The sequence below is a fragment of the Syntrophorhabdaceae bacterium genome, assembly GCA_036504895.1.
In the GTDB taxonomy this organism is placed as follows: Bacteria; Desulfobacterota; Syntrophorhabdia; order Syntrophorhabdales; family Syntrophorhabdaceae; genus PNOM01.
Window position 1 is genome coordinate 58362 of the sequence record DASXUJ010000044.1, and the last position, 21734, is coordinate 80095.

At 54.6% G+C, this 21734-nt stretch carries 20 protein-coding genes; 6 read left to right on the forward strand and 14 right to left on the reverse strand.

From position 1 onward, the window contains the following. Positions 1 to 10: 10 nt before the first annotated feature. Both VGJ94_05515 and VGJ94_05520 read right to left on the reverse strand, forming a co-directional pair. Positions 11 to 682 (reverse strand): redox-sensing transcriptional repressor Rex, encoded by a 672-nt coding sequence (locus VGJ94_05515; protein HEY3276058.1) that lies wholly within the window; start codon positions 680 to 682, stop codon positions 11 to 13. A gap of 439 nt (positions 683 to 1121) precedes the next feature. Then, positions 1122 to 2132 (reverse strand): response regulator, encoded by a 1011-nt coding sequence (locus tag VGJ94_05520; GenBank protein HEY3276059.1) that lies wholly within the window; start codon positions 2130 to 2132, stop codon positions 1122 to 1124. Between the two features lie 404 nt (positions 2133 to 2536). On the opposite strand from VGJ94_05520, the gene VGJ94_05525 reads away from it, so the two are divergent. Genes VGJ94_05525 through hydG form a run of 3 tightly spaced genes read left to right on the forward strand, consistent with a single transcriptional unit; the run spans position 2537 to position 6661 of the window. Then, positions 2537 to 3982 carry an aspartate ammonia-lyase gene (locus VGJ94_05525; protein HEY3276060.1) on the forward strand — a complete coding sequence of 482 codons (1446 nt, stop codon included), beginning with the start codon at positions 2537 to 2539 and terminating at the stop codon, positions 3980 to 3982. Positions 3983 to 4011: 29 nt separating this feature from the next. Next, positions 4012 to 5244 carry a [FeFe] hydrogenase H-cluster maturation GTPase HydF gene (hydF, locus tag VGJ94_05530; GenBank protein HEY3276061.1) on the forward strand — a complete coding sequence of 411 codons (1233 nt, stop codon included), beginning with the start codon at positions 4012 to 4014 and terminating at the stop codon, positions 5242 to 5244. 13 nt (positions 5245 to 5257) lie between these two features. Continuing rightward, positions 5258 to 6661 (forward strand): [FeFe] hydrogenase H-cluster radical SAM maturase HydG, encoded by a 1404-nt coding sequence (gene hydG, locus VGJ94_05535; GenBank protein ID HEY3276062.1) that lies wholly within the window; start codon positions 5258 to 5260, stop codon positions 6659 to 6661. Between the two features lie 5 nt (positions 6662 to 6666). Here hydG and VGJ94_05540 read toward each other — a convergent pair whose 3' ends face one another. The 4 genes from VGJ94_05540 to VGJ94_05555 form a co-directional block, all read right to left on the reverse strand. Further along, entirely contained in the window at positions 6667 to 7677 is a 1011-nt protein-coding gene (locus VGJ94_05540) for a D-glycerate dehydrogenase (GenBank protein HEY3276063.1), read from the reverse strand. Between the two features lie 87 nt (positions 7678 to 7764). Beyond that, positions 7765 to 9294, reverse strand: a complete 1530-nt coding sequence (locus tag VGJ94_05545) for a class I adenylate-forming enzyme family protein (protein ID HEY3276064.1) — start codon at positions 9292 to 9294, stop codon at positions 7765 to 7767. A 227-nt stretch (positions 9295 to 9521) separates the two neighbouring features. Beyond that, entirely contained in the window at positions 9522 to 10325 is an 804-nt protein-coding gene (locus tag VGJ94_05550) for a DnaJ domain-containing protein (GenBank protein HEY3276065.1), read from the reverse strand. Between the two features lie 225 nt (positions 10326 to 10550). Continuing rightward, positions 10551 to 11327, reverse strand: a complete 777-nt coding sequence (locus VGJ94_05555) for a GntR family transcriptional regulator (protein ID HEY3276066.1) — start codon at positions 11325 to 11327, stop codon at positions 10551 to 10553. Positions 11328 to 11497: 170 nt separating this feature from the next. Between VGJ94_05555 and VGJ94_05560 the strand changes: the two genes are divergently transcribed. Beyond that, the gene (locus tag VGJ94_05560) at positions 11498 to 13009 is read left to right on the forward strand and encodes an AMP-binding protein (GenBank protein HEY3276067.1); all 1512 of its coding nucleotides are present in this window, start codon (positions 11498 to 11500) and stop codon (positions 13007 to 13009) included. 88 nt (positions 13010 to 13097) lie between these two features. Beyond that, positions 13098 to 14123, forward strand: coding sequence for a TRAP transporter substrate-binding protein (locus VGJ94_05565; protein HEY3276068.1), 1026 nt, complete (start codon positions 13098 to 13100; stop codon positions 14121 to 14123). 220 nt (positions 14124 to 14343) lie between these two features. Here the strand turns inward: VGJ94_05565 and VGJ94_05570 are convergent, their stop codons facing one another. After that, positions 14344 to 14826, reverse strand: a complete 483-nt coding sequence (locus tag VGJ94_05570; protein HEY3276069.1) for a hypothetical protein — start codon at positions 14824 to 14826, stop codon at positions 14344 to 14346. After that, complete coding sequence (locus tag VGJ94_05575) at positions 14826 to 15461, reverse strand: hypothetical protein (GenBank protein HEY3276070.1); 636 nt, start codon at positions 15459 to 15461, stop codon at positions 14826 to 14828. The genes VGJ94_05570 and VGJ94_05575 overlap by 1 nt, the downstream gene beginning before the upstream one ends. A 158-nt stretch (positions 15462 to 15619) precedes the next feature. On the opposite strand from VGJ94_05575, the gene VGJ94_05580 reads away from it, so the two are divergent. Then, complete coding sequence (locus VGJ94_05580) at positions 15620 to 15976, forward strand: nitrous oxide-stimulated promoter family protein (GenBank protein ID HEY3276071.1); 357 nt, start codon at positions 15620 to 15622, stop codon at positions 15974 to 15976. A 19-nt stretch (positions 15977 to 15995) separates the two neighbouring features. Here the strand turns inward: VGJ94_05580 and VGJ94_05585 are convergent, their stop codons facing one another. From VGJ94_05585 to VGJ94_05610, 6 genes are all read right to left on the reverse strand, one after another. Further along, entirely contained in the window at positions 15996 to 16709 is a 714-nt protein-coding gene (locus VGJ94_05585; GenBank protein ID HEY3276072.1) for an ABC transporter ATP-binding protein, read from the reverse strand. Beyond that, positions 16706 to 17476 (reverse strand): ABC transporter ATP-binding protein, encoded by a 771-nt coding sequence (locus VGJ94_05590; protein ID HEY3276073.1) that lies wholly within the window; start codon positions 17474 to 17476, stop codon positions 16706 to 16708. The genes VGJ94_05585 and VGJ94_05590 overlap by 4 nt, the downstream gene beginning before the upstream one ends. Next, on the reverse strand, positions 17473 to 18504 hold the full coding sequence (locus tag VGJ94_05595; GenBank protein HEY3276074.1) for a branched-chain amino acid ABC transporter permease: 1032 nt from the start codon (positions 18502 to 18504) through the stop codon (positions 17473 to 17475). The genes VGJ94_05590 and VGJ94_05595 overlap by 4 nt, the downstream gene beginning before the upstream one ends. 4 nt (positions 18505 to 18508) lie before the next feature. Continuing rightward, a complete protein-coding gene (locus VGJ94_05600; GenBank protein ID HEY3276075.1) occupies positions 18509 to 19384 on the reverse strand; it encodes a branched-chain amino acid ABC transporter permease in 876 nt (291 codons plus the stop codon). A 58-nt stretch (positions 19385 to 19442) separates the two neighbouring features. After that, on the reverse strand, positions 19443 to 20609 hold the full coding sequence (locus tag VGJ94_05605; GenBank protein ID HEY3276076.1) for an ABC transporter substrate-binding protein: 1167 nt from the start codon (positions 20607 to 20609) through the stop codon (positions 19443 to 19445). A 152-nt stretch (positions 20610 to 20761) separates the two neighbouring features. Continuing rightward, positions 20762 to 21676 (reverse strand): ROK family protein, encoded by a 915-nt coding sequence (locus tag VGJ94_05610; GenBank protein HEY3276077.1) that lies wholly within the window; start codon positions 21674 to 21676, stop codon positions 20762 to 20764. Between the last annotated feature and the right edge of the window lie 58 nt (positions 21677 to 21734).

The following is a 21734-nucleotide window of genomic DNA, read 5'->3' on the forward strand; positions in this document are numbered from 1 at the left end:
TAATAACCCCTCACACTTTCTCTTTTATTGCGAGCGCCAGTTTCTTCGACAGCACGCCCAGTGAGGACGCCAGGTTCTCATGCTGGACAATGACATCCGGCGGTACGCTGACTTTTACGGGAGAAAAATTCCAGATTGCGTGAATTCCTGCCTTCACCATCACATCGGCCTGCTCCTGGGCAAAAGCTGCCGGTACGGTGAGAATGCCGATCTTTATGCTCATCCGCCTGATCATGCCAGGCAGTTTCACCACGTCGAATACCTTCTTTCCCCCGATCTCGGAGCCTATCTTCGCGGGATCGGTGTCAAAGGCCGCAATGATATTGAGACCATAGTCCCTGAAACCGGGATAGCCGAGAAGGGCGGAACCGAGATTCCCCACCCCCACGAGGTACGCATCAGTCGTATTGTTCCATCCCAAAAAATCTTCTATAGTCCCGATCAATTCGGTAACACTGTATCCCAGCTTAGGCTTTCCCACCGCATCAGCGACCTGCAGGTCTTTTCTCACCTGTATGGGCAGAATATTGAGGTCGTTCCCTATCTGGGTACAGGAGATATAATCGGCCCTTCTTTCGTCGTGCATCCTCTTGAGATATTGGTAATAAATAGGGAGCCTGCGCAGGGTCGGCTCAGGTATCGCTTTTATCACGTCCCCCTCTTTTCCTTCTATATCCGCCATTGGTGCCTCCTCCTGAATCTATGGATATTTATTTATTGATATCTTCTTATCGATAAAAGTATATCGATAGTTTTTTATCGTGTCAAGGTGAAAAATAAAAAATTGCGGAAGCGTAACAGAGAAAGAGAAGGCAGTATTTATCGGTTTTTTTCTGCCACGTCGCGTAAGCCGGAGTGGAAACAGGGGACTTCAATGCAGGCGAGGCTTAAGCCCGATAATAGTTGCCTTTTACCTCTTAATATTATTTATTGTTTTCTATAGGAATTGCCTTGCCACAATGGTAATCGCAAAATAGGAAGGGAAGCTGCCGATCCCCGCGCCGAGGATAGGTCAGCAGGGGAATCGCCTGAGTAAATCGAAAGCGGGATCTATGGAGCCGACCCCGGGCCGGCTTGCTTCTTCCTGCCCGGGGTCGGTGCAGCGCGGCTGATCTTTTTCCTTATACTTCAAAGAGCGTGATGATAGGCCATTCCTTGATCCTGAGCACGCCGTCAAGGGGTTTGAACTTGGTGCGGATGGTGTTCTCGATCTCTATAAAGCTGGTGCCTTTCATCAAGGCCACGATGTCGTACTTCCCTTCCGTATAATCGCAGTAGACCACCTGGTCGTCGAAATGGAGCACAGGATAGATAGTCTCGAGCTTCTCTTTTTCTATCTCGAAAAGGACGTAGGACGAGGCGCGCACTCTGGCAGTCTGGTCCGCATAGACCGCACCCTCCTCCTTGTCTTTCCCGAGGGCCCGATCCACGGAACCCATTATGGAGACGACGTTCTCGCCGAACACGGGGACCTTGACGGTGAGCAGGCTCGCGTCGGAGACACCGGCAATCTTCTTGATCTCTTTCTCCACGATCTCCCCTATTTTTTCATGTGATTCAGCCTGGAGCAGGAGAATAAGGTCGTAGTCTCCCCTTATGGCATCGCAATAGAGGACGTTTTCCTTGAAATAGAGGCTCCGGTAAGCATCCATCAGGTTCGCCGAGGCGTCGAGCGTTACGAGCACATAGTCGGTAACAGACTCGGCGGGCGCAGTCTCTTTCTGGACGGCCTCTTCCGGGGCCGCAGCTTTCTTGCGCGCGGGAGATATTTCCTCCAGAAGCCGGGTGAGGTCTTCCACGTCAAAAGGTTTCTCCAGATAGCCGTCTGCCTTCTGATATTTTACCTCATCGCGGGTCCCTTCACTGCCGTAACCGGTGATGACGATGACGGGGAGTTCGGGGTAATTAAATTTCATGACCTTCAGGAGTTTGAGCCCGTCGATGTCGGGAAGCCTTACATCCACGATGGCGCATTCAAAAGGGATCTGATTCTTCTTGAAGGTCTCGAGTGTCTGGAGAGCCTTCATGCCGTTTTCGCAGGGTTCGGTGTCATACCCTTTCTGCATGAGACCCATGCTGACGCTTCTCCTTAAAGAGGCTTCATCGTCGATAACTAATATCTTCTTTTCCATGGCTTTTTCTCCTTCTCTTTTATTTATTTTAATTCTTTCAATCTCTCTGTCATGCCCATTACTATAGCAATGATTGTGCCATAGCTTAACTCACTGTTATTTCGATAAGTTACGGCTTAATCTCTGTTTTTATGCGATTTGCGTACTGATAAGGAAGTATACGATGTTTTATGTAGATCATTTAAAATCAATGATCTATAAAGGTGTTAATAATGTTTACGCTAACGAACCGTATACAGCAGTAATAAATTCAGGAATTTATTAGATTATTCCCTTTTATAATTTTGCTGCGATAACCAATTACAGAATTGCAGGTTATCCATAACCTCTATGCCTGCTTTTTCCCCGGGCCCTCCGGCACGGCCTTCTGCCTTGAAAATACGGGATGAGGAGTATAAACTCTAATGATGGAATCAAGGACCGAGAATGATTTTTTGGGATCTTTGGAAGTCCCGGCGGATGCCTATTACGGGATTCATACCCTTCGTGCGTCATCCAATTTCACCATCTCCGGGCTCAGGGTACCGCCGGAGATGGTACGTGCCATGGCGCAGGTGAAAATGGCGTGCGCCCGGGCGAACGTTCGGGTCGGTCTTTTTTCGCCGGAAATCGGGAATGCGATCGAGGGCGCGGGCCGGGAGATACTCGAAGGGTCGTTATCCAACCAGTTCATCACCGATGCGCTCCAAGGGGGCGCGGGTACTTCCACCAACATGAATATGAATGAAGTGCTCGCAAATCGTGCGATTGAGATTCTCGGCGGCAAAAAAGGCGACTACGGCCTCGTCGACCCCTTCAATCACGTAAATCTCTCCCAGTCTACCAACGACGTCTATCCCACGGCCCTCAAAGTGGCGGCAATAGGCATGGTGCTCGACTTAGCCCAAGCGATCGCCCGTCTCCAGGGCGCGCTTCAGGAGAAGGAGGCGGCCTTCGCCCATATCCTCAAGCTCGGCAGGACGGAGATGCAGGATGCGGTTCCCATCACCCTGGGGCAGGAGTTCGGGGCCTTTGCCGAGGCCTTTGCCCGGGACCGGTGGAGGTTATTCAAGGTGGAGGAGCGGCTCCGGCAGGTAAACCTGGGCGGGACCGCGATCGGAACCGGGCTTAATGCCCGTCGGGACTTTATCTATGCGGCCACGGAAGAATTGCAGGAGATCACGGGCCTTGGGATCGCCAGGGCGGAGAATATGGTGGACGTCACCCAGAATGCGGATGTCTTTGTCGAAGTCTCGGGACTTCTCAAGGCCGCGGCCGCCAATTTCGCAAAGGTGGCGGGAGACCTGAAGCTCCTCTCCTCCGGCCCTTTCGGCGGTATCGCCGAGATCCGTCTACCTCGTCTCCAGGCGGGCTCTTCGATTATGCCCGGTAAGATCAACCCCGTGATTCCGGAAATGGTGATCCAGGCGGCCTATCAGGTTATCTGCTTCGACCAGGGCATTACCATGGCAGCGGCATCAGGACAACTTGAGTTAAACGCTTGTCTGCCTCTTATCACTTACAACCTCCTTTCTTCCCTCAGGCTCCTTATCAACAGTGCGGTGATCCTCCGTACCCGCTGCATTGAAGGCATCACCGCGAACGAAGAAAACTGCCGGAGATGGCTCGAGGAGAGCGCCTGCCTGGCGACGGCATTGGTACCCTATATCGGTTACGATGAAGCAGGCCGGATCGCAGGCAGGGCGGTGGCCGAGAGAAAGACGGTAAAGGAGATCGCCCTCGAACGCGGCCTCTTTAAGGAAGAGGAGATAGATGCCATCTTCTCGACTCCTGAACTCACTCGTCCCGGAATAGCGGGCGAGAGAAAGCTCGGGCGCAATAAAGAAGACGGAAGTAAAAAGAGAGACTGAATGAAAAATCCCGTGACAAAAGGATGGAGATGAACGATACGACCCTCAATGAGACTCCCCGCGGGAGCAGGCTCCATATCGCCATCTTCGGCAGGCGGAATGTGGGGAAGTCGAGCCTTATCAACGCGCTCACAAACCAGAACATCGCGATTGTCTCCGATGTACCGGGGACTACCACCGATCCCGTCTATAAATCGATGGAGATCCTGCCTATCGGCCCCGTAGTCCTGATCGATACGGCGGGCATAGACGACGTGGGCGACCTCGGGGCCTTACGCATTCAGAAGGCCCTTTCCGTGCTGGCCAAGACGGACCTGCTCATCCTCGTCGTCGATCCCGGCAACGGTGCAGGCGCCTTCGAAGAGGAGGTTATCGCCAAGGCACATGAGAGCCATGTCCCGGTAATCGTTGCCGTAAATAAGAAAGATCTCTACCCGGACCTCCCGCTGAAGGAACTCAGGGAACGTTTCAATCTTCCCATGGTGCCGGTGAGCGCCGCCACCAAAGAGGGGATTCACGAGCTGAAGATGACCATGATACGCTCCGCTCCCAAGGATTGGGTCTCACCCACAATTCTGGGAGATCTGATCGCTCCGGGCGACACGGTAGTCCTCGTGGTGCCCATCGATCTCGCAGCGCCCAAGGGCCGGCTTATCCTGCCCCAGGTCCAGACGATTCGGGATATTCTCGATAATGATGCAATCACGGTGGTAGTGAAGGAACGGGAGCTGAAGTCGGCCCTCGGTAACCTGAAAGAGAAACCCCGTCTCGTGATCACTGACTCCCAGGCCTTTCTGAAGGTGGCGGCAGATACTCCGAAAGACGTGATGATGACCTCTTTTTCCATCCTCTTTGCCCGGTATAAGGGCGATCTGAAAGCACTTGCCGAGGGGGCGAAGGCGATTGAAGACCTCATCCCGGGAGACAAAGTGCTTATTGCGGAGGCGTGTACCCACCATCGCATGGAGGATGATATCGGGACGGTGAAGATACCGCGGTGGCTCAGGCAAATTGTGGGCGGGGCCCTGGAATTCCATTGGGTCAACGGCCTCGAGCTTCCGGAAAACATCGGGGAGTATAAACTGATCGTCCACTGCGGCGCCTGCATGATCAACAGGAAAGAGATGCTCCACCGTCTCATGGTAAGTGAAGAATCCGGTGTTCCCGTGGTAAATTACGGTGTGCTCATAGCCTACGTCCATGGAATACTCAAGCGGGCACTCATGCCCTTTCCGGAAGCCCGCGAAGTATTCGGTGAGTAAAAAGGAGGATATCATGAAAGCTTCCGGAGTGTCGACCGCCGATTTCATACAGGAAGAGGAGATCCGGCGTCTCCTGAAAGAGGCGCAGGGTGCGGATCCGGGGAAAGTCCGGGAGATCATCGCCAAAGCCGGGGAATCGAAGGGCCTTACCCCCTATGAAACGGCAATCCTCCTCCAGGTCACGGAGCCGGAGCTTGTCCATCTCCTTTTCAGTACGGCAAAAGCAGTGAAAGAGAGAATTTACGGAAAGCGCGTCGTCCTTTTCGCGCCCCTCTACATAAGCAGCTATTGCGTCAATAACTGCCTTTACTGCGGCTATCGCAGGGACAACAAGATAGAGCACCGCAAGCTCACCATGGAGGAGATCGAGCAGGAGGTCGTGGTTCTCGAAGCCATGGGCCATAAACGGCTCGCCCTGGAGGTGGGAGAGGACCCGATGCATTGTCCGATTGAGTACGTGGTGGAGGCAATCCGCACGATCTATAAAGTGAAAGAGAGAATGGGAAGCATCCGCCGCGTAAACGTGAACGTCGCGGCCACGACGGTAGAGGAATACCGTAAGCTCAAAGAGGTGGGCATAGGCACTTATGTGCTCTTCCAGGAAACCTACCACAGGGGGACATATAAGGAGATGCATCCGTCCGGTCCCAAGCGAGATTATGACTGGCATACCACCGCCATGGACCGTGCCATGGAAGCAGGCATAGACGACGTGGGCCTGGGCGCCCTCTTCGGGCTCTACGATTTCAAATTCGAGGTCCTGGGCCTCCTTCTGCACTCCCTCCACCTGGAAGAGCGCTTCGGCGTCGGATGTCACACGATTTCGGTGCCGCGCCTGCGCCCGGCTACGGGCATCGATATCAGGAGCTTTCCTTATCTCGTAAAGGATGATGATTTCAGGAGGCTTATCGCCGTCATACGGCTTGCGGTCCCCTACACAGGAATGCTTCTTTCCACCAGGGAAGGGCCTGCCTTGCGCGACGAGGCGATTTCTCTCGGCATCTCACAGATCAGTGCGGGCTCGTGCACAGGCGTGGGGGGTTATCACGAAGATATAGAAAAGAAGGCGCCCGGCCAATTCGAGGTCGAAGACCATCGGACCCCGGAGCAGGTGCTCGCAAGCATATGCAACTCAGGGTATATCCCGAGCTTTTGTACTGCCTGCTACCGCAAGGGACGCACGGGGGACCGGTTTATGCCTCTCGCAAAGAGCGGCGAAATTCAGAATGTGTGTCAACCCAACGCCATCCTGACCTTTAAGGAATACCTTATCGATTACGGAACGGAAGAGCTGAGAAGGATCGGAGAGAAGACCATAGAGGAACAGCTTAGCGCAATACCCGATCCGGCGGTCAAGAGAGAAACCGAAGAGAGGCTCAGGCGGCTGGAAAAGGGGGAGCGAGACCTCTACCTATAAATCTATCAAATCATTTTCACTTCATTAAGGGGCCTGACCTTTACCACCTCCGGATTGAGCCAGGCCTCCGGAGTCTCCCCCTTGAGCACCTGAAGGATATTCAATGCCCCCAGCTCCGCCATTCGCCGCCGGCTCTCGGATGTGGCGCTCCCGATGTGGGGTACGACGGTTACATTGTCAAGCGCGAGAAGGGGGTTATCCATGGCGATAGGTTCTTTCTCGAATACGTCGAGGCCGGCGGCGCCGATAATCCCCGCCTTGAGTGCAGAAAAGAGGGCCGCCTCATCGACCACGGGTCCCCTCGCCGTGTTTATGAGTATCGCGCCCTTTTTCATCAGGCTCAGCCGGGTTTCATCCATGAGATGAAAGGTCTCCCTCGTCGAAGGCACATGAAGGGAGACAATATCGGACTCGCCGAGAAGCTCTTCCAGGGGCCTGAATTCGACGCCCCTCTCCCTTTCCTCCTCCGGCGGCAATCTGGCTTCATCATTATAGAGGACCTTCATATCAAATCCGCGGGCCCTTCGGGCGACCGCCTGTCCAATCCTGCCGAACCCTATGAGTCCCAATGTCACGCCCCATACCGAAGCACCGAGGAACGCAGTAGGAGACCAGGCAATCTTCCACTCCCCGGCCCGCACGTACCTGTCCGCCTCCGCTATCCTCCGCGCCGACGCGAGCAGCAGGGCAAAGGCGAGATCGGCAGTAGCATCCGTGAGTACGCCCGGTGCGTACCCCACATAAATGCCCCTTTTCGTTGCCTCCGCCACGTCGATATGCTCGAAACCCACGCTCGCGGTGCTGATCACCTTAAGCCTCTTTCCCGCGTCCATAATCTCCCTGCCGACCCTGTCCGAAACGAGACAGAGGAGGCCATCCTTATCGTTGATGCGGGAGAGAATCTCATCCGCCGTGGAAGGACCGTCTCCTTTATAGAATTCGAGGTCGCAGGACTCTTCCAGGATCTCCCTTGCCGCAGCCGGAACTATGCTCGACATATACACACTGGGTCTCATAATCCTCCTCCCATGGACGCAAAAAAATTCCCCGTCACCTAATTATCCACAGGCCACGGGGAATTTTCAATCAAATAAAGGATATTTTCAAGGAATTTTCGAGCTTACCTTTGTCTCCCCTTCCGTGTACATTCTCCTTAGCTCCCGTTTCAGCACTTTACCCACGCCGAGCTTCGGGAAATCGTCGATCACGATATATTCTTTCGGCACCTTGAATGAGGTGAGGCGCGCCTTGAGAGAGGCGCGCAATGCATCGGCGCTGATCTCTTTGCCCGGCCGAAGGGTGATGTACGCCACCACGCGCTCTCCCCACTCCTTATCGGGAACGCCTATGACCCCGCATTCCTGGATCTCGGGAATGGCGTAAAGGGCATCCTCCACTTCGCGGGAGTAGACGTTCTCACCGCCCGTGATGATCATATCTTTCAGGCGGTCCACTAAATAGACGAAGCCTGCCTCGTCGAAATGTCCGATATCCCCGGTGCGGAGCCAATCGCGGCCCCAAAACGCAGCCTTCGTGCCCTCGGGATTGTTGAGGTATCCCCTCATCACCGCGGGCCCCCTCACGCAAATCTCGCCGTCCCGGCCCTGAGGCAGCTCTTTTCCGGTAGAGATGTCCCTGATCTGCACTTCCATACCGAAGACCGGCTCGCCCACGGAGCCCACCACATGCTTCTCGGGATAGAAATGATTAAAGGTGATGGGCATACATTCAGTCTGTCCATAAGATTCCTGAATGGTCATCCCCGTTTTTTCCTTCCACTGCTTCACCGTCTCGAGCGATAAAGACGCGCCGCCGGAAAAGCAATAGCGCACTTTTCCCAGCTTCTTCTTCAGGTCCGGGACACTCAAAAGGCGAATGAAAACCGTGGGCACGGAAAGAAATTTCGTGACCACACCACTTTCGGTCAACTCCAGGATCCTGTCGAGGTCGAAGGAGGGGAGCATCTCGAGGCACCCCGCGCTATAGATGGTCGAATTCATGATATGCATCTGACCGAATACATGGTTAAAAGGCATAAAACAGATGGACAGGTCCGTCTGAATGGACCGTTCGAGATAGGCGATGCTGTGGGCAGAGAACCCTATATTCTCGTGGGACCTCATTACCCCTTTCGGGCTGCCCGTGGTGCCGCCCGTGTAAAGGATGGCCGCCACATCTTTGCGGCCCCTGTCGACCGGTTTGAATGTTGCCGAACCCATCGCGAGGAGCCGGTCCATGTCGATTTCACCGCCCGGATAGATCGTGGTCTTCACCACGCCCGAAGCGATGAGCGGCTTCAGGTCCTGGAGCCTGTTTTCCGTAGTAAAGAAGAATCGCGGCTTCGCATGTCCCGCGAGAAGGACCAGCTCGTCTCTGGTCAAAAGAGGTGCGAGGGTCACGGCCACGGCCCCCGCTTTGAGCACGCCGAAGTAGAAGGCGATCCAATCGGCGGAGTTAGGAGCGCACATCCCCACGTGCTCTCCTTTTCTGACACCCAGCGCGACAAGGGCACTGCCGATCCTGCTCGCTCGTTCGTTCAGTTGGGCATAGGTCATATTCAGCCCGCCCTCGCGTATTGCCGACCGGCGAGGAAAAAAATAGGCCGATCTTTCCAGATTGGTTGCAAGATTCATCGTGGCATTCTCCCGATAAAGAATTTGCGCGTTCATTGCTGCGCGTACACAATTAATATGGCCTAATATTAGACAACAGGCTCGGGGGATGTCAAGACTTTTCTCTCAGACCCTATGAAACCGGCAGCGATTCCCTTATGGGCCACTGCACTGCGTCAAGAAGAAAACGACCGATTTCCGGACCATCTCCGTTTTATCCTATTCGGATATGGAAGGTCGGCTGGTGATCAGACTTTCAAAAACTCCCTGACCCTTTGGAGAAGAGGCTTTTTAATCTCCACCTTCAGATAGAGGTCTCCTGAAGGGCCTCCATGTTTCCCCGGGTCTCCGAGGCCCCGGAGCCGGATGCTCTGCCCTTCCCTTATCCCGGGAGGGACCGTAATGATGACTTCCCTTCCCCGTCGGGAGCCGGAATACTTGAATTTTCCCCCGTGAAGGGCCTCCAGAGCGCCGAGGGCAATGGTATCATGGACATCCTTTCCCGTCTCCGTACCTGAGCCGAACACTCGTCCGAGAAGATAGGCGGCTGTTTTTCCGATAACGCCTCCGCCCCGGTCACCGCGCCCGATGGACGCCCCATCATCCCTGCTCCCGCCGGGACCGAAGATTATAAATTTTCCAAACATACCGGGTCTGCAGAATTCAAAGGTCCTGTAGCCCTGGCCATAGGTGCTTCGAAATATTTCATCGAAGCCTCTGAACCCAAAGGATTTTGCCATCTCTTCAAAAATCTGATCGATATCGGAGCCTCTGAAAATATCCTGCTCCGAATAAGATTGCCTGAAATGATCATGGGCGGACGAGGAGCCGTACTCGTTCCTCACCCGGTCGTAGACCTGTCTCTTCTCCGGTTCGGAGAGGACCGCGTACGCTTCATTTATCTCCTTCATCCTCTCCACTGACCCGATATCATCGGGGTTTTTATCGGGATGGTATTGAAAGGCGAGTTTTCTGTACGCTTCTTTAATTTTTTCGGCAGATGCCTTTTCTTCAATGTCCAAGATTTCGTAATAATCTTTATTATGATTCATTTTCTCCTCAAACGGCTAGTGTGCGTCACGCACCCTTAGTATATCCCAATTCCGTCCCGTCCACCAAATTGGAACCGCCGCTCCTGCTAATGAATTTATTATAATAATAGTTTACGATAAGCGCCGCAATGACCGGCTTGGAAGGGGCAATCGGAAATTACCGGCACGGGTCTCTTATGTCCCCGTGGACGTGAGCCTCACATACCCCTAATGATAAGGCGCGGGCTAATGCTTCCCGGTAGCGGTCGTGCGCTCAGCCTGTCCCGTACGCCGTTCCCTGAATGCCTTCTCCGCCTGCCTCAGGTTCTCGCCATATTTGAAGGCATGCTCTTTTGCCGCGACGGCCGCAGCCTCACCGTCTCCCGCAATCACGGCATCTATAATCGGACGGTGCATCGCTTCCGGATGGAGCTTGAGAAGATCGAAATCCCCTCCCGTCTCTCTGTCCATCGTCTCCACCGCGATGCGTATGAGACCCATCAATGTCCTTTCCAGGGCCTCGAGAAAGCGGTTCCCGCACATCTCGGCAAGTATGAAATGGACTGCCATTTTCCTGGTTATATCGGTTGCAAGGCTTTCTACGGTAAGCTCCTCCCCGGACAGGGAGTCCCTCAGTCTCCTCGCGTACTCATCTGTGACCCGCGAGGCGGCAAGGCGGGCAATTTCCGCCTCGACCACACTTCGCACGTGGTGGACTTCTTCTATCGATATTTTTTCCGCTACGAACAGGTCCTGAAATGCATTCACCGACCGCTCGAAAGAAAGATCGGTAACAAAAGAGCCGCCTGCAGGTCCCTGTCGGGTAACGATAAAGCCCGATCCTTCGAGAGATCGCAAGGCCTCATGGATCGCCACACGGCTCACCTGAAACTCTTCCGCAAGCTCCCGCTCGGAAGGCAGTTTGTCTCCCGGTTTTAGTTCCGCCACGATGATCGATTTTTTCAGTTGCTCGGCTACCCGTGCGGACACTCGATGTTGTCTGATCGGCTTGAACGTAGGCATCGTCGTTTACCCTTTTTTCTTTAAATTAGTATATATGAGACTTTTTTGCAATACTTTGCCAACCCAAAAAGTCCTTGACATCTAATATCTAGCCTGTCTAATATTAGACCAATGTGGACGATAGGATCTTTCGATTCCGGTCCTGTTCATAACTTTTCGGGAGGCTACCCATGAATCTTGCCCGTAACCTTGAAGCATCAGCCTATTTTTTTCCTCATAGACCCGCCGTCCGCGAGGCAGATCTCACCCTCGAGTACACACAATTGAACGGGATGGCTAACCGGGTCGCCACGGGATTGATCAATCTCGGGGTTAAACCTGGAGATCATGTGGGGTTGTGTGCCCCCAACTCCGCCGAGTGGATCGCCTTCTATTTCGGCGTCCTTAAGGTCGGTGCGGTGGCCGTCACCCTTTCAGCGCTCCTGAGTGATGACGAAATGAGACTCCTCGTCAGCCACGCGAAGCCGCGCTATGTTCTCGCCACGGGAGCGAGACTCCCCGTTCTGGCTCCTCTCAAGGATTCGGGCGCGATCGGAGGGATAGTGTGCCCCGGGGGAGATATCGATTTTCACGCTCTTTGTGAAATGGGCAGGGGAGATTTCACGGCCCTTGACCGGGACAGGCAGGAGGTCGCGGCCATTCTCTATACGGGGGGCACCACGGGTACCCCTAAAGGCGTCATGCTTACCCACGAGGGCATCGACTATTCGAGCATGGCGATTGCATCTTTCGAGCGCTCCACTGAAAAGGACGAAGCACTCTGTTTCATGCCTTTTAATCATGTCTTCGGACAGATCCACGTGATGAATTCGACCATATATAGTGCCGGTTGTCTTGAAATGTTGCCCTCTTTCGACCTCGACCGCATTCTTGAATTGACGGAGAGGGGGAGGGTGACCAAGTTCTATTCCGTACCCACCGTCTACGCCAGGCTTCTGACCATCGATAATCTAATTTCCAGGCTCGGTAAAGTGCGTTATTGTTTTTCGGCGGGCGCGTCCATTGCGATGGAGATCGTGAAACGCTGGAAGGAGATGACGGGGATTACCATATCGGAGGCGTACGGTCAGACGGAGGCCATGCCCATCACCTACAATCACTATTATCCCGAAAGGCACGTAGTCGGCTCGGTGGGGCATCCGGTCCACGGAGTGGAGATCACGGTCAGGGATATTTCGGGCGTCCAACTTTCTGCCGGAGAAGACGGCGAGATCTGCGTCCGCGGACCCGTAGTGATGAAGGGGTACCTCGATAATCCGGAAGGAACCGCCGCCGCGTTCCATGAAGGAGGATGGCTGCGTACCGGCGATATAGGCCGCTTCGATGACGGGGGCTATCTCTATATCGTGGACCGCCTCAAGGAGTTGATTATTACCGGAGGTGAGAACGTCTATCCCCGGGAAGTGGAAGAGGTCCTTTATGCGAGACCCGAAGTTCAGGAATGTGCGGTCATAGGAGTTCCCGATAAAGAGTGGGGAGAACGGGTTATTGCCTTCATCATACCCCGACCGGGAAACGAGACCGCCCCGGACGACATCAAGTCCTTTCTAAAGACACGGCTGGCCCCTTTCAAGGTGCCCAAGGAGTACCTGTTTCGCAGGGATTTCCCTAAGAGTCCCGCAGGCAAAATCTTGAAAAGGGAATTGAAGAAGGAGTATATTGCAGGTATAAGGGCGACATAAATACCGCAAGAGGGGCTCGCCATTGCACTGCGCGCATCCGCGGCCTTAAGGCCGCATAAGGACACTACACTATATTATGGAGGTCACCATGAAGAAGCGTTTTGGCACCATGTGGCTCTGTTCAGGCATGATTATGGCAGTGCTTCTCTTCGGTTCATACCCTGCTCACGCACAGGAAAAGGTCGTCAAACTCCGGTACTCGAACTTCTTTCCCCCTGTCCATCCCATCAGCAAACTTTCGGACGAGTGGTGCAAGGAAATAGAGAAGAGGACCAACGGAAGGGTTAAATTCACCTATTTCGCAGGAGGCACCCTTACGCCCCCCATGCAAACCTACGACAGCACGGTAAAAGGGATTGCCGATGTGGGCCAGGCCCTTCTCGCTTATGCCCCGGGCAGGCTCCCCTTAAGTGAAGTGCTCCAGCAGCCCCTGGGCTATACGAGCGGCTACCAGGCGACCAAGCTTGCAAACGCGTACTACCAGAAGTTCAAACCAAAGGAATTCGACGACGTGAAGGTCATGTACCTTCATGGCGCAGCCCCCGGCATCTTCCATACCAAGAAAGTCATCAACTCGATTGACGATATCAAGGGATTGAGAATCAAGGCAAATGCGGAGAACGCCGACATCGTGAGCGCCGTAGGAGGCGCCCCGGTGACGATGCCTATCACGGAGACCTATGACGCCTTACAGAAGGGCCTCTGCGAAGGCATCCTGCTGCCCATCGAGGCACTTAAAGGGTGGAGATTCGGAGAGGTGGTAAAGACAAGCCTCGAGAACTATGCCGTCTCCTATATGACCTCCATGTACGTCGTCATGAACAAGAACAAGTGGAACTCCCTGTCCAGGGAAGACCAGGCGACCATCGAGAAAGTTAACGAAGAGTGGATCGAGAAACAGGGCAAGCTCTGGAACCAGCTCGATAAAGAAGCAAAGGAATACGCCATCCAGAAGGGCGTGAAATTCATCAAGGCTTCGAAGGAAGAAGAGGCAAAAACTGCCGCCAAGATGAAACCCATTCAGGAGAAGTATGTAAAGGCCATGAAGGCGAAAGGTCTTCCCGGCGACGAGACCATGAAATTCTGTCTCGATTATATCAAGACCCATCCCTAAGCCGTTTCGCTATGACAAGGGGCATTACGCTCCTTGTCATAGCGAAGAATGTGGAGGATCAGCACGAATCAATAAGGTGACCTCCAGGGAAAGGCGATGGATTCGATTACCCGTAATCATGCCTAACCCGGGCCTGTCGCGCCGCCTCCTATTGCCAAAACCCTTCCACCATCACCGACCCCCCATGGTGAGATCGAAAAGGTGCGGCAGGCCCGACTTCTTATCCCTTATCTGCGTCTTCGATGGCATTCTTCAATTCTTCAGGATCGGGGCTACCGATCCTGAACCGCTTTCCCGATCTCATGGTCAGCTCCAGGGCAGATTTGCCTGCCACGCCGAAAAACCAGCCCCCCGGAATGCGGCGGATGCCCCAGCCATAGTACCAGGGGTTTGTCACTACCCTGCACGATGCGATGTCGGAGAGGATAAATCTCTTCCGGATCAGGCCCATCCCGAACTTGACGGTCAATACGCCCCCTGCCACGGTGACGGTCATGCTCGAAAACAGGAGGGCGAGACAGGCGAGCACCACCGTATAGAAGACGAATATACTCTTAACCCCTCTCTGGCTCATGAGGTAAATTATGCAGGCCAGTCCCGCAGCCACGATAAGAGTCATCCCGTGGCCGATCTGCTTCCGCGTGTATAAGGGGCGGGGGCTTTCGTCAATGGGACTGTTTAACGTGCTCTTCAAATCAACCATTACTCACCATCCTTTGATGAAACCTCTTTATGATCTACCGTATTAATGAACCGCGAAGGCGCCTGTACGTCAACGGAACCCCGGGATGGCTCCCTATAATTCCGGCTGCTCATTAAATCTATGTACTCAAGTATTTCCCTGAGGCTTCGGAAGAGGTCGTATCCCAGGCCCTCGTTCCATGGAAAAAGAAGACCCGTGGCGACGATCCCTGCCCGGGCCGCTTTCGCAAGGGTAATCGGACTGTCGTCGACGATTCCGAAAACGCCCTCGAAGAGTTTCGCCTTATCGCTCAGCACATGGAGCTCGTCGAAATAGAGATTAAATTTTCTGAGCCAGCGCGCGGTGGGCTCATAGGTATCCTTCTCCCTGTGGCTGGCAATAAGAATATGGAACCCCCTCTCCCTCAGGGAATTGAGAAACCAGGAGGCGTCCGCGTAAGGCTCGAATTTTTCCTGGTCCATATGCAACCTTCTCAAAATTGTATAGAAAGTCCTCGAGCTCATCTCCCCTTCCCAGAATTTCCATGCGCCCCACTTCTCGATGGGCGGGATCCCGGGACCCGTCTCTTTGAGGTAGTCATAGAGGACCGGGGCAAAGTCCCAGAGTGTATTATCTATATCCACAATAATCTTCATGAATGGCAGAGTTCACCTTTATCGCGGCGTCTTCGTCCCTTTCCGGGATGCCCGTATATTATACATCCTGCAGGGGAAGAATGGTAGGCAAGGCAACGATTTGATTCATGTCAAGGATTTTACCCGTCTCCTGTGATATAATCGTAGAGAGAAAAGGGATGAAGAAGATATCTGACAGAGAAGAAGCCGACATAGCAGTACTCCTGAAATTTGTCGCCCTCTACTGCCGCGCCCATCACGATGCCGATAAATTTCCTTTCGTTTTTAAAGGGATCATGACGGAAAGGCCCGGCAAAAGACCGGTGCTTCTCTGTCCCGAGTGCAATACGCTTATGAGATACGGACTTGCCATGAGGCTCAGATGCCCTCATGACCCGAAGCCGATGTGCAAGAAATGTGAAACCCAGTGCTACCGGGACGATTACAGGCAGAAAATCAGGGAGATCATGAAGTATTCGGGACTCGCCCTCATTAAGCGCGGCCGTCTGGACCTGATCTATCACTACTTCAGGTGATGGTCCGCCGCACTCTCCTCTATGCCCCGAGATAAGCCTCTTTCACCCGGGGATTTTCAATCAGCTCCCGTCCCGTTCCGCTCAGAGTGATGCGGCCTGTCTCCAGCACATATGCCCGGGAGGCGAGCTGGAGGGCCATGTTCGCGTTTTGCTCCACGAGAAGAAGGGTAGTGCCCTCTTTGTTGATGTGGGAGAGCATGCGGAAAACCTCCAACACGAGGACCGGGGCAAGGCCCATGGACGGCTCGTCCAGGAGCATAAGACTGCCCCTGCTCATAAGGGCGCGGCCGAGGGCCAGCATCTGTTGCTCACCTCCGGAAAGAGTTCCTCCGGGCTGGTTTTTCCTCTTACCCAGGATCGGGAAAAGCTCGAGGACGTGATTGAAATCCTTTTTTACCTCCTCTTTGTCCTTCCGTTGCCAGGTGGCGAGTTTCAGGTTCTCCACCACAGTAAGATTTCCGAATATACCCCTTCCCTCCGGCACGTGGGCAATACCCATTTCCACAATCTTGTGGGGCGGCACTTTCCTCAGACTATGGCCGTTGTACCGGATGTCGCCGCCACACGGAAGGAGACCGGAGAGGGCCTTGAGGGTCGATGTCTTTCCCGCCCCGTTCGCCCCGATGAGGGTGACGATCTCGCCCTGGTTCACTTCGAAGGAGATGCCGTTCACTGCATTGATGGAATCGTAAGCTACGGTGAGATTGACCACTTCGAGGACCTTTTGGGTCATACCGGCACCTTTTCACCGAGGTAAGCGGTGAGGACCCTCGGGTTGTCCTGGATCTCCGCCGGCAGCCCCTCGGCGATGGTCGTGCCGAAATCGAGTACTTTGAGCCTTTCGCAGACGGACATGACCAACCGCATCTGATGCTCGATGAGAATGATCGTCAGGGAGAATTCCTTGCGTATCCACTGGATAAACTCCAGAAGTGCGTCTACTTCATTTGGGTTCATGCCTGCCGCCGGTTCATCGAGGAGAAGGAGTTTCGGTCCCGCGGCAAGGGCCCGTACGATCTCGAGGCGCCGCTGGAGTCCATAGGGCAGATTTCTCGCCCGCTCCTCCGAAAGACCGTCGAGCTTGAAGAGGGTGAGTAGTTCGTGGGCACGGCCGCGAATCCGCGCCTCTTCTTTCCGGTATCTGCCCATGTGAAAGAGGGCTTCAAAGGGGTTGTAGAGGGTTGTTCCGTATTGGGCAATGGTGATGTTTTCGAGTACCGAAAGATCGTTGAAGAGACGGATATTCTGAAAGGTCCGGGCGATGCCCATGGCGGTAATGCGATGGGGGGCCAAGCCCGCGATCTCCTCTCCCCCAAAAAGCATACTGCCCTGAGAGGGCCTGTAGACACCGGTGATAATATTGAAGAGGGTCGTTTTGCCCGCCCCGTTGGGGCCTATAATTCCAAGCAGCTCATGGGGCTCGAGGTCGAGGTTGAAATCGGATACCGCGCAGAGGCCCCCGAAATAATGGGTGAGGTGGCTTGCCTTGAGGATGGTCATTTCCCGGACTTCCTCCCTTCCGGGATCTTCGATTTCGCGATCATACGGTCTGCCTTCGGGACGAACCACGAAAATTCCTTCAATCCCATGATGCCCCTCGGCCTGAAGAGCATGAGGAGGACGAGGAGGAGCGGCATTATCACCATGCGCCAGATGCCCAGGGGCCGTAGCGCTTCAATGAGAAAGGTATAGACAACCGCGCCGAGGATCGAGCCTGCAATTGACCCGATGCCGCCCAGATAGACCATGATCAGCATCTCGGTCGACTTGATAATATCGAACATACGGGGATTGATGAACTGAAGGAGATGGGCGAAGAGACCTCCCCCTATGCCCGCAAAGAAGGAAGAGACTACAAAGGCAAGGAGCTTCACCTGCCGCGTATTTACGCTCATCAGTTCGCTCGCCACCTCGTCTTCCCGTATGGAGAGAACCCCTCTTCCGAAGTTTGAATAGATGAAATTCCGCATCACCCAGACGCTGAGAACGGTCCAGCAGAAGACCCAGGGAAGCACGGTAAGCTTCTCCATCCCGAGAAATCCGCGGGCCCCTCCCACGGCATTGATATTCTCCAGCGCCGACTTCACGATCATATTGAAGGCAAGGGTGACGATGGCAAGATAATCGCCCCTGGTCCTGAAGGAAGGGATGGCGACTATGAGTCCCAGAACGGCGGCAGCGGCCCCTCCCGCGATGATCGCCGCCGGAAAGGTCCACGGCCCGCTTCCCGCGGAGAAGACCCTGACCGTGAGGATGGAGGAGATATAGGCCCCCGTGCACATAAAACCCGCGTGTCCCACGGAAAATTCACCCATATACCCGTTCACGAGATTGAGGCTCAGGGTAAGGATAATATTGACACCCATATACATGAGGATGAGCTGCACATAGGGATCGAGAATATTGAAATGAGGTATGGCAAAGGAGAGGCAGAAGCCTGCTGCCAGGAGAATAAGGGGCAAATGGGCGTGTGTCCTCGCCCATGCCGGGATTATGCCGGATATACCTCCTGAACCGCGAAAAGTCATGACCCTATACCTTCTGGGGCCGGGGTTTCCCGAAAATCCCGTAGGGCCTGAATATGAGCAGCACTATGAGCAGGGAAAAAGCGACAAAATCCCGGTAGGTGGAGGGAAGAAAAGCGGCCACCATGATCTCGAGGACGCCGAGGATATAGCCGCCTATCATGGCGCCCCGAACATTGCCGATCCCACCCACCACGGCCGAGATGAAGGCCTTCCATCCCACCATGATGCCCATGTAAGGGTCGATCACCGGATAGGCCATGCCGTACATCATGCCCGCTGCCCCTCCGAGCCCGCTGCCCACGGCAAAGGTAATGGAGATTACGAAATTTACCGGCACCCCCATAAGGGGCACCACGGCCTTGTCCCACGAGATGGCGCGCATGGCCATGCCCACCTTGGTGCGCTGTACGAGGAAATCGAGAAGCACCATGAGGACGATGGAGAGGATGATGATGGTGCACTGGAGCGACGAGATGGTGATGCCTCCGAAGGTCCAGCTCGTATTGGCGATGAGCGGGGGGATATGCTTCGGATAGGGATTGAGGGCGAGTGTGAAATTCTCGAGGAAGATGCCTACCCCGAGGGCGGTGATAATGGCGGAGACCCTTGGCGCCTGGCGCAGAGGCTTGTAGGCCACGCGCTCCACCATAACCCCCAGGACCGTGACGCCAGCCATGGAGAGCAGCAGCGCCGGGAGAAAGGGCAGGTCGAGAAAGGTGACCACCACAAAACAGACAAAAGCGCCCACCATGAAGAAATCACCGTGGGCAAAGTTGATCATGGTCAGTATACCGTAGACCATGGTGTAGCCCAGGGCGATAAGGGCATAGATGCTGCCGAGCTGCAGGGCGTTCAGGGTCTGCTGGAGCAGGTAGGTCATATCAGCCGGGATGGGGCACGGAGCAACCGGGTAGTCTCATGCTCCCCCACGCCCACCATCATGGCTTGGCATCGGTAAACCAGGCAAATTTTCCATCCTTGATCTGCATGATCACCGCCCCTTTGACTGGGTCTCCGGAACCGGGCTGGAAGCGCATGTCACCCGTGACACCTTTATATTCGGCGATCTTTGTCAAACCGTCACGGAGTGACTGTCGATCGGGTTTGGCCAATCCTGAAAGGGCCTGCCGGAAGAGCCCGAAGGAATCGTACGTGAGGGCTGCCACGTCATCCGGCGTATTGCCGTATCCGGACGTATAGGCCTGAATAAATTTTTTCGCTGCGGGCGACGCGGACTCAGCCGAATAATGGGTGCTGAAATAGTACCCGTCGCAATCTTTGCCGCAAAGCTTCGTCAAGTCCTGGCTGCCCCAGGAATCGCTGCCAATAAAGATACTCTTGATCCCAAGCCTGTGGGCCTGCTGCACCTGGAGGGGCACCTCGTTGTAGTAATTGGGGAGAAAGATGATATCGGGCCCGGTGCTCTTTATTTTCGTGAGCTGGGCGGAAAAGTCCTTGTCGTTGGTTGTATAGGTCTCGAAGGCCGTCACCTGGCCTCCCTTTTCCTCGAAGGTCTTCTTGAAGAACTCTGCAATACCCTTATTGTAATCGGAGGCAACATCGTAGAGGACCGCCGCCTTTTTGGCCTTCAGGCTCTCTCGCGCGAACTTCGCCACCACGCCGCCCTGAAAAGGATCGATGAAGCAGGCCCGGAAGACAAACTGCTTCGGGGCGCCCCCTTTTGCGTCGAGGGTGGTCTTGGGATTTGTGGACCACGGCGAGATGAGCACGACCTTCGAGCTCTCCGCGATTTCCGAGGCAGGCAGGGCGTTGCTCGTCGAATTGGGTCCGATTATGGCAAGGACGTTCTGTTGGGTTATCAGCTTCTGGGCCGCCGAAGCCGCCTGGTCAGGCTTGCTTGCGCTATCTTCCACGAAAAGCTGTACCTTGTATTTCTTTCCCCCCACATCGATGCCGCCCGACTCGTTTATCTCTTTCACGGCCATCTCCGCCGCGTTCTTACAGGATGCCCCGACCGCGGGGATATCGCCGGTAAGCTCCGCGATGAGTCCGACCTTTATCGTGTCGTCTCCCCCTTTCTGGCAACCGGAGACGAAAATCAGACTGACCACGATACACGTATAAATCCACAGTTTCATTTTCATGAGAAGCCCTCCTCGACCATCTTCGTCAGGGTAAGAACCGAGAGTAAATGTCCCTTTTTCCGGCCTCGGCAAATCTAACATTTTGATTGTAGGGTGTCAATGAATTGAAAGACCAGATGTCTGGCGATGCCTTTCCCCGCGACCCGGGTTCCTCATTGTTCAGACGCGTCGACGTCCCAGAGGAGGGCGGCCCCCCGAACGCCGCTCGAATCCCCGTACTTTGGAGGCAGAAGCCGGGTCTGTACCGCATCTGAAAATATGTATTTGCCCCAGAGGAGAGGGACGTTCTTATAGAGCCTCGCGATCTTCGACATCCCTCCCCCGAGAACAATGGTGTCCGGGTCGAGGAGGTTTATTACTTGGGCAAGAGACCGGGCCATTCTGTCCTCATACCGCGCGAGGGTTGCTTCGCATTGGCCGTCCCCTTTTTCGGCTTCCTTTACAATCAGGGCAGGTTCCATTCGTTTCCCGGTGGCCGGAAAATGATCCCGCGCCATACCGGGCCCGGAAAGGTACGTCTCGATGCATCCCCTCTTCCCGCAATAGCATTGCTGACCGGGGATCTCATCGGCCCCGGGCCAGGGCAGCGGATTATGACCCCACTCCCCCGCTATGGCGTTACAACCTTCCAGGACCCTGCCCCCGACTACTATGCCCGCTCCCGTGCCGGTGCCCACAATGACACCGAAGACCACATGAGCGCCCTGACCCGCTCCGTGGGCCACCTCGGAAAGGGCGAAACAGTTTGCATCGTTGCTCATCCGGATGGGGCGCTTCAGGAGACGGATAAGATCGTCGAGGAGAGGGCGGTCGTTAAGGCACTGGGAGTTCGAGTTCCTGAGAAGACCCGTTTTTCCGGAGAGAGACCCGGGAGTGCCTATTCCCACGGTCCCCGTCTCACCAAGCTCTTCTTCCGCGTCACGCACGAGACCTCCGATAACCCTCAGGATGGCCCCGTAATCTCCCGTGGGAGTAGGCACACGCCTTCGAAGAATTTCCTCTCCCTTCTGACCGAGTGCGACGATCTCTATTTTCGTCCCTCCGAGATCGATTCCGAGGCGTATCATGAAAAAAATCATACCAGATGGGACCTCTAATATAAAGGATAAGAAAAAAACCAGTTGA

What these genes read in the sequence shown, in the direction of transcription:
- VGJ94_05555 (HEY3276066.1), bottom strand. Translation starts at nt 11,327, where the DNA reads ATGCCTACGTTCAAGCCGATCAGACAACATCGAGTGTCCGCACGGGTA.
- VGJ94_05525 (HEY3276060.1), top strand. Translation starts at nt 2,537, where the DNA reads ATGATGGAATCAAGGACCGAGAATGATTTTTTGGGATCTTTGGAAGTC.
- VGJ94_05595 (HEY3276074.1), bottom strand. Translation starts at nt 18,504, where the DNA reads ATGACTTTTCGCGGTTCAGGAGGTATATCCGGCATAATCCCGGCATGG.
- VGJ94_05605 (HEY3276076.1), bottom strand. Translation starts at nt 20,609, where the DNA reads ATGAAAATGAAACTGTGGATTTATACGTGTATCGTGGTCAGTCTGATT.
- hydF (HEY3276061.1), top strand. Translation starts at nt 4,012, where the DNA reads ATGAACGATACGACCCTCAATGAGACTCCCCGCGGGAGCAGGCTCCAT.
- VGJ94_05570 (HEY3276069.1), bottom strand. Translation starts at nt 14,826, where the DNA reads ATGGTTGATTTGAAGAGCACGTTAAACAGTCCCATTGACGAAAGCCCC.
- VGJ94_05565 (HEY3276068.1), top strand. Translation starts at nt 13,098, where the DNA reads ATGAAGAAGCGTTTTGGCACCATGTGGCTCTGTTCAGGCATGATTATG.
- hydG (HEY3276062.1), top strand. Translation starts at nt 5,258, where the DNA reads ATGAAAGCTTCCGGAGTGTCGACCGCCGATTTCATACAGGAAGAGGAG.
- VGJ94_05540 (HEY3276063.1), bottom strand. Translation starts at nt 7,677, where the DNA reads ATGAGACCCAGTGTGTATATGTCGAGCATAGTTCCGGCTGCGGCAAGG.
- VGJ94_05515 (HEY3276058.1), bottom strand. Translation starts at nt 682, where the DNA reads ATGGCGGATATAGAAGGAAAAGAGGGGGACGTGATAAAAGCGATACCT.
- VGJ94_05560 (HEY3276067.1), top strand. Translation starts at nt 11,498, where the DNA reads ATGAATCTTGCCCGTAACCTTGAAGCATCAGCCTATTTTTTTCCTCAT.
- VGJ94_05520 (HEY3276059.1), bottom strand. Translation starts at nt 2,132, where the DNA reads ATGGAAAAGAAGATATTAGTTATCGACGATGAAGCCTCTTTAAGGAGA.
- VGJ94_05545 (HEY3276064.1), bottom strand. Translation starts at nt 9,294, where the DNA reads ATGAATCTTGCAACCAATCTGGAAAGATCGGCCTATTTTTTTCCTCGC.
- VGJ94_05610 (HEY3276077.1), bottom strand. Translation starts at nt 21,676, where the DNA reads ATGATACGCCTCGGAATCGATCTCGGAGGGACGAAAATAGAGATCGTC.
- VGJ94_05580 (HEY3276071.1), top strand. Translation starts at nt 15,620, where the DNA reads ATGAAGAAGATATCTGACAGAGAAGAAGCCGACATAGCAGTACTCCTG.
- VGJ94_05550 (HEY3276065.1), bottom strand. Translation starts at nt 10,325, where the DNA reads ATGAATCATAATAAAGATTATTACGAAATCTTGGACATTGAAGAAAAG.
- VGJ94_05590 (HEY3276073.1), bottom strand. Translation starts at nt 17,476, where the DNA reads ATGACCATCCTCAAGGCAAGCCACCTCACCCATTATTTCGGGGGCCTC.
- VGJ94_05575 (HEY3276070.1), bottom strand. Translation starts at nt 15,461, where the DNA reads ATGAAGATTATTGTGGATATAGATAATACACTCTGGGACTTTGCCCCG.
- VGJ94_05585 (HEY3276072.1), bottom strand. Translation starts at nt 16,709, where the DNA reads ATGACCCAAAAGGTCCTCGAAGTGGTCAATCTCACCGTAGCTTACGAT.
- VGJ94_05600 (HEY3276075.1), bottom strand. Translation starts at nt 19,384, where the DNA reads ATGACCTACCTGCTCCAGCAGACCCTGAACGCCCTGCAGCTCGGCAGC.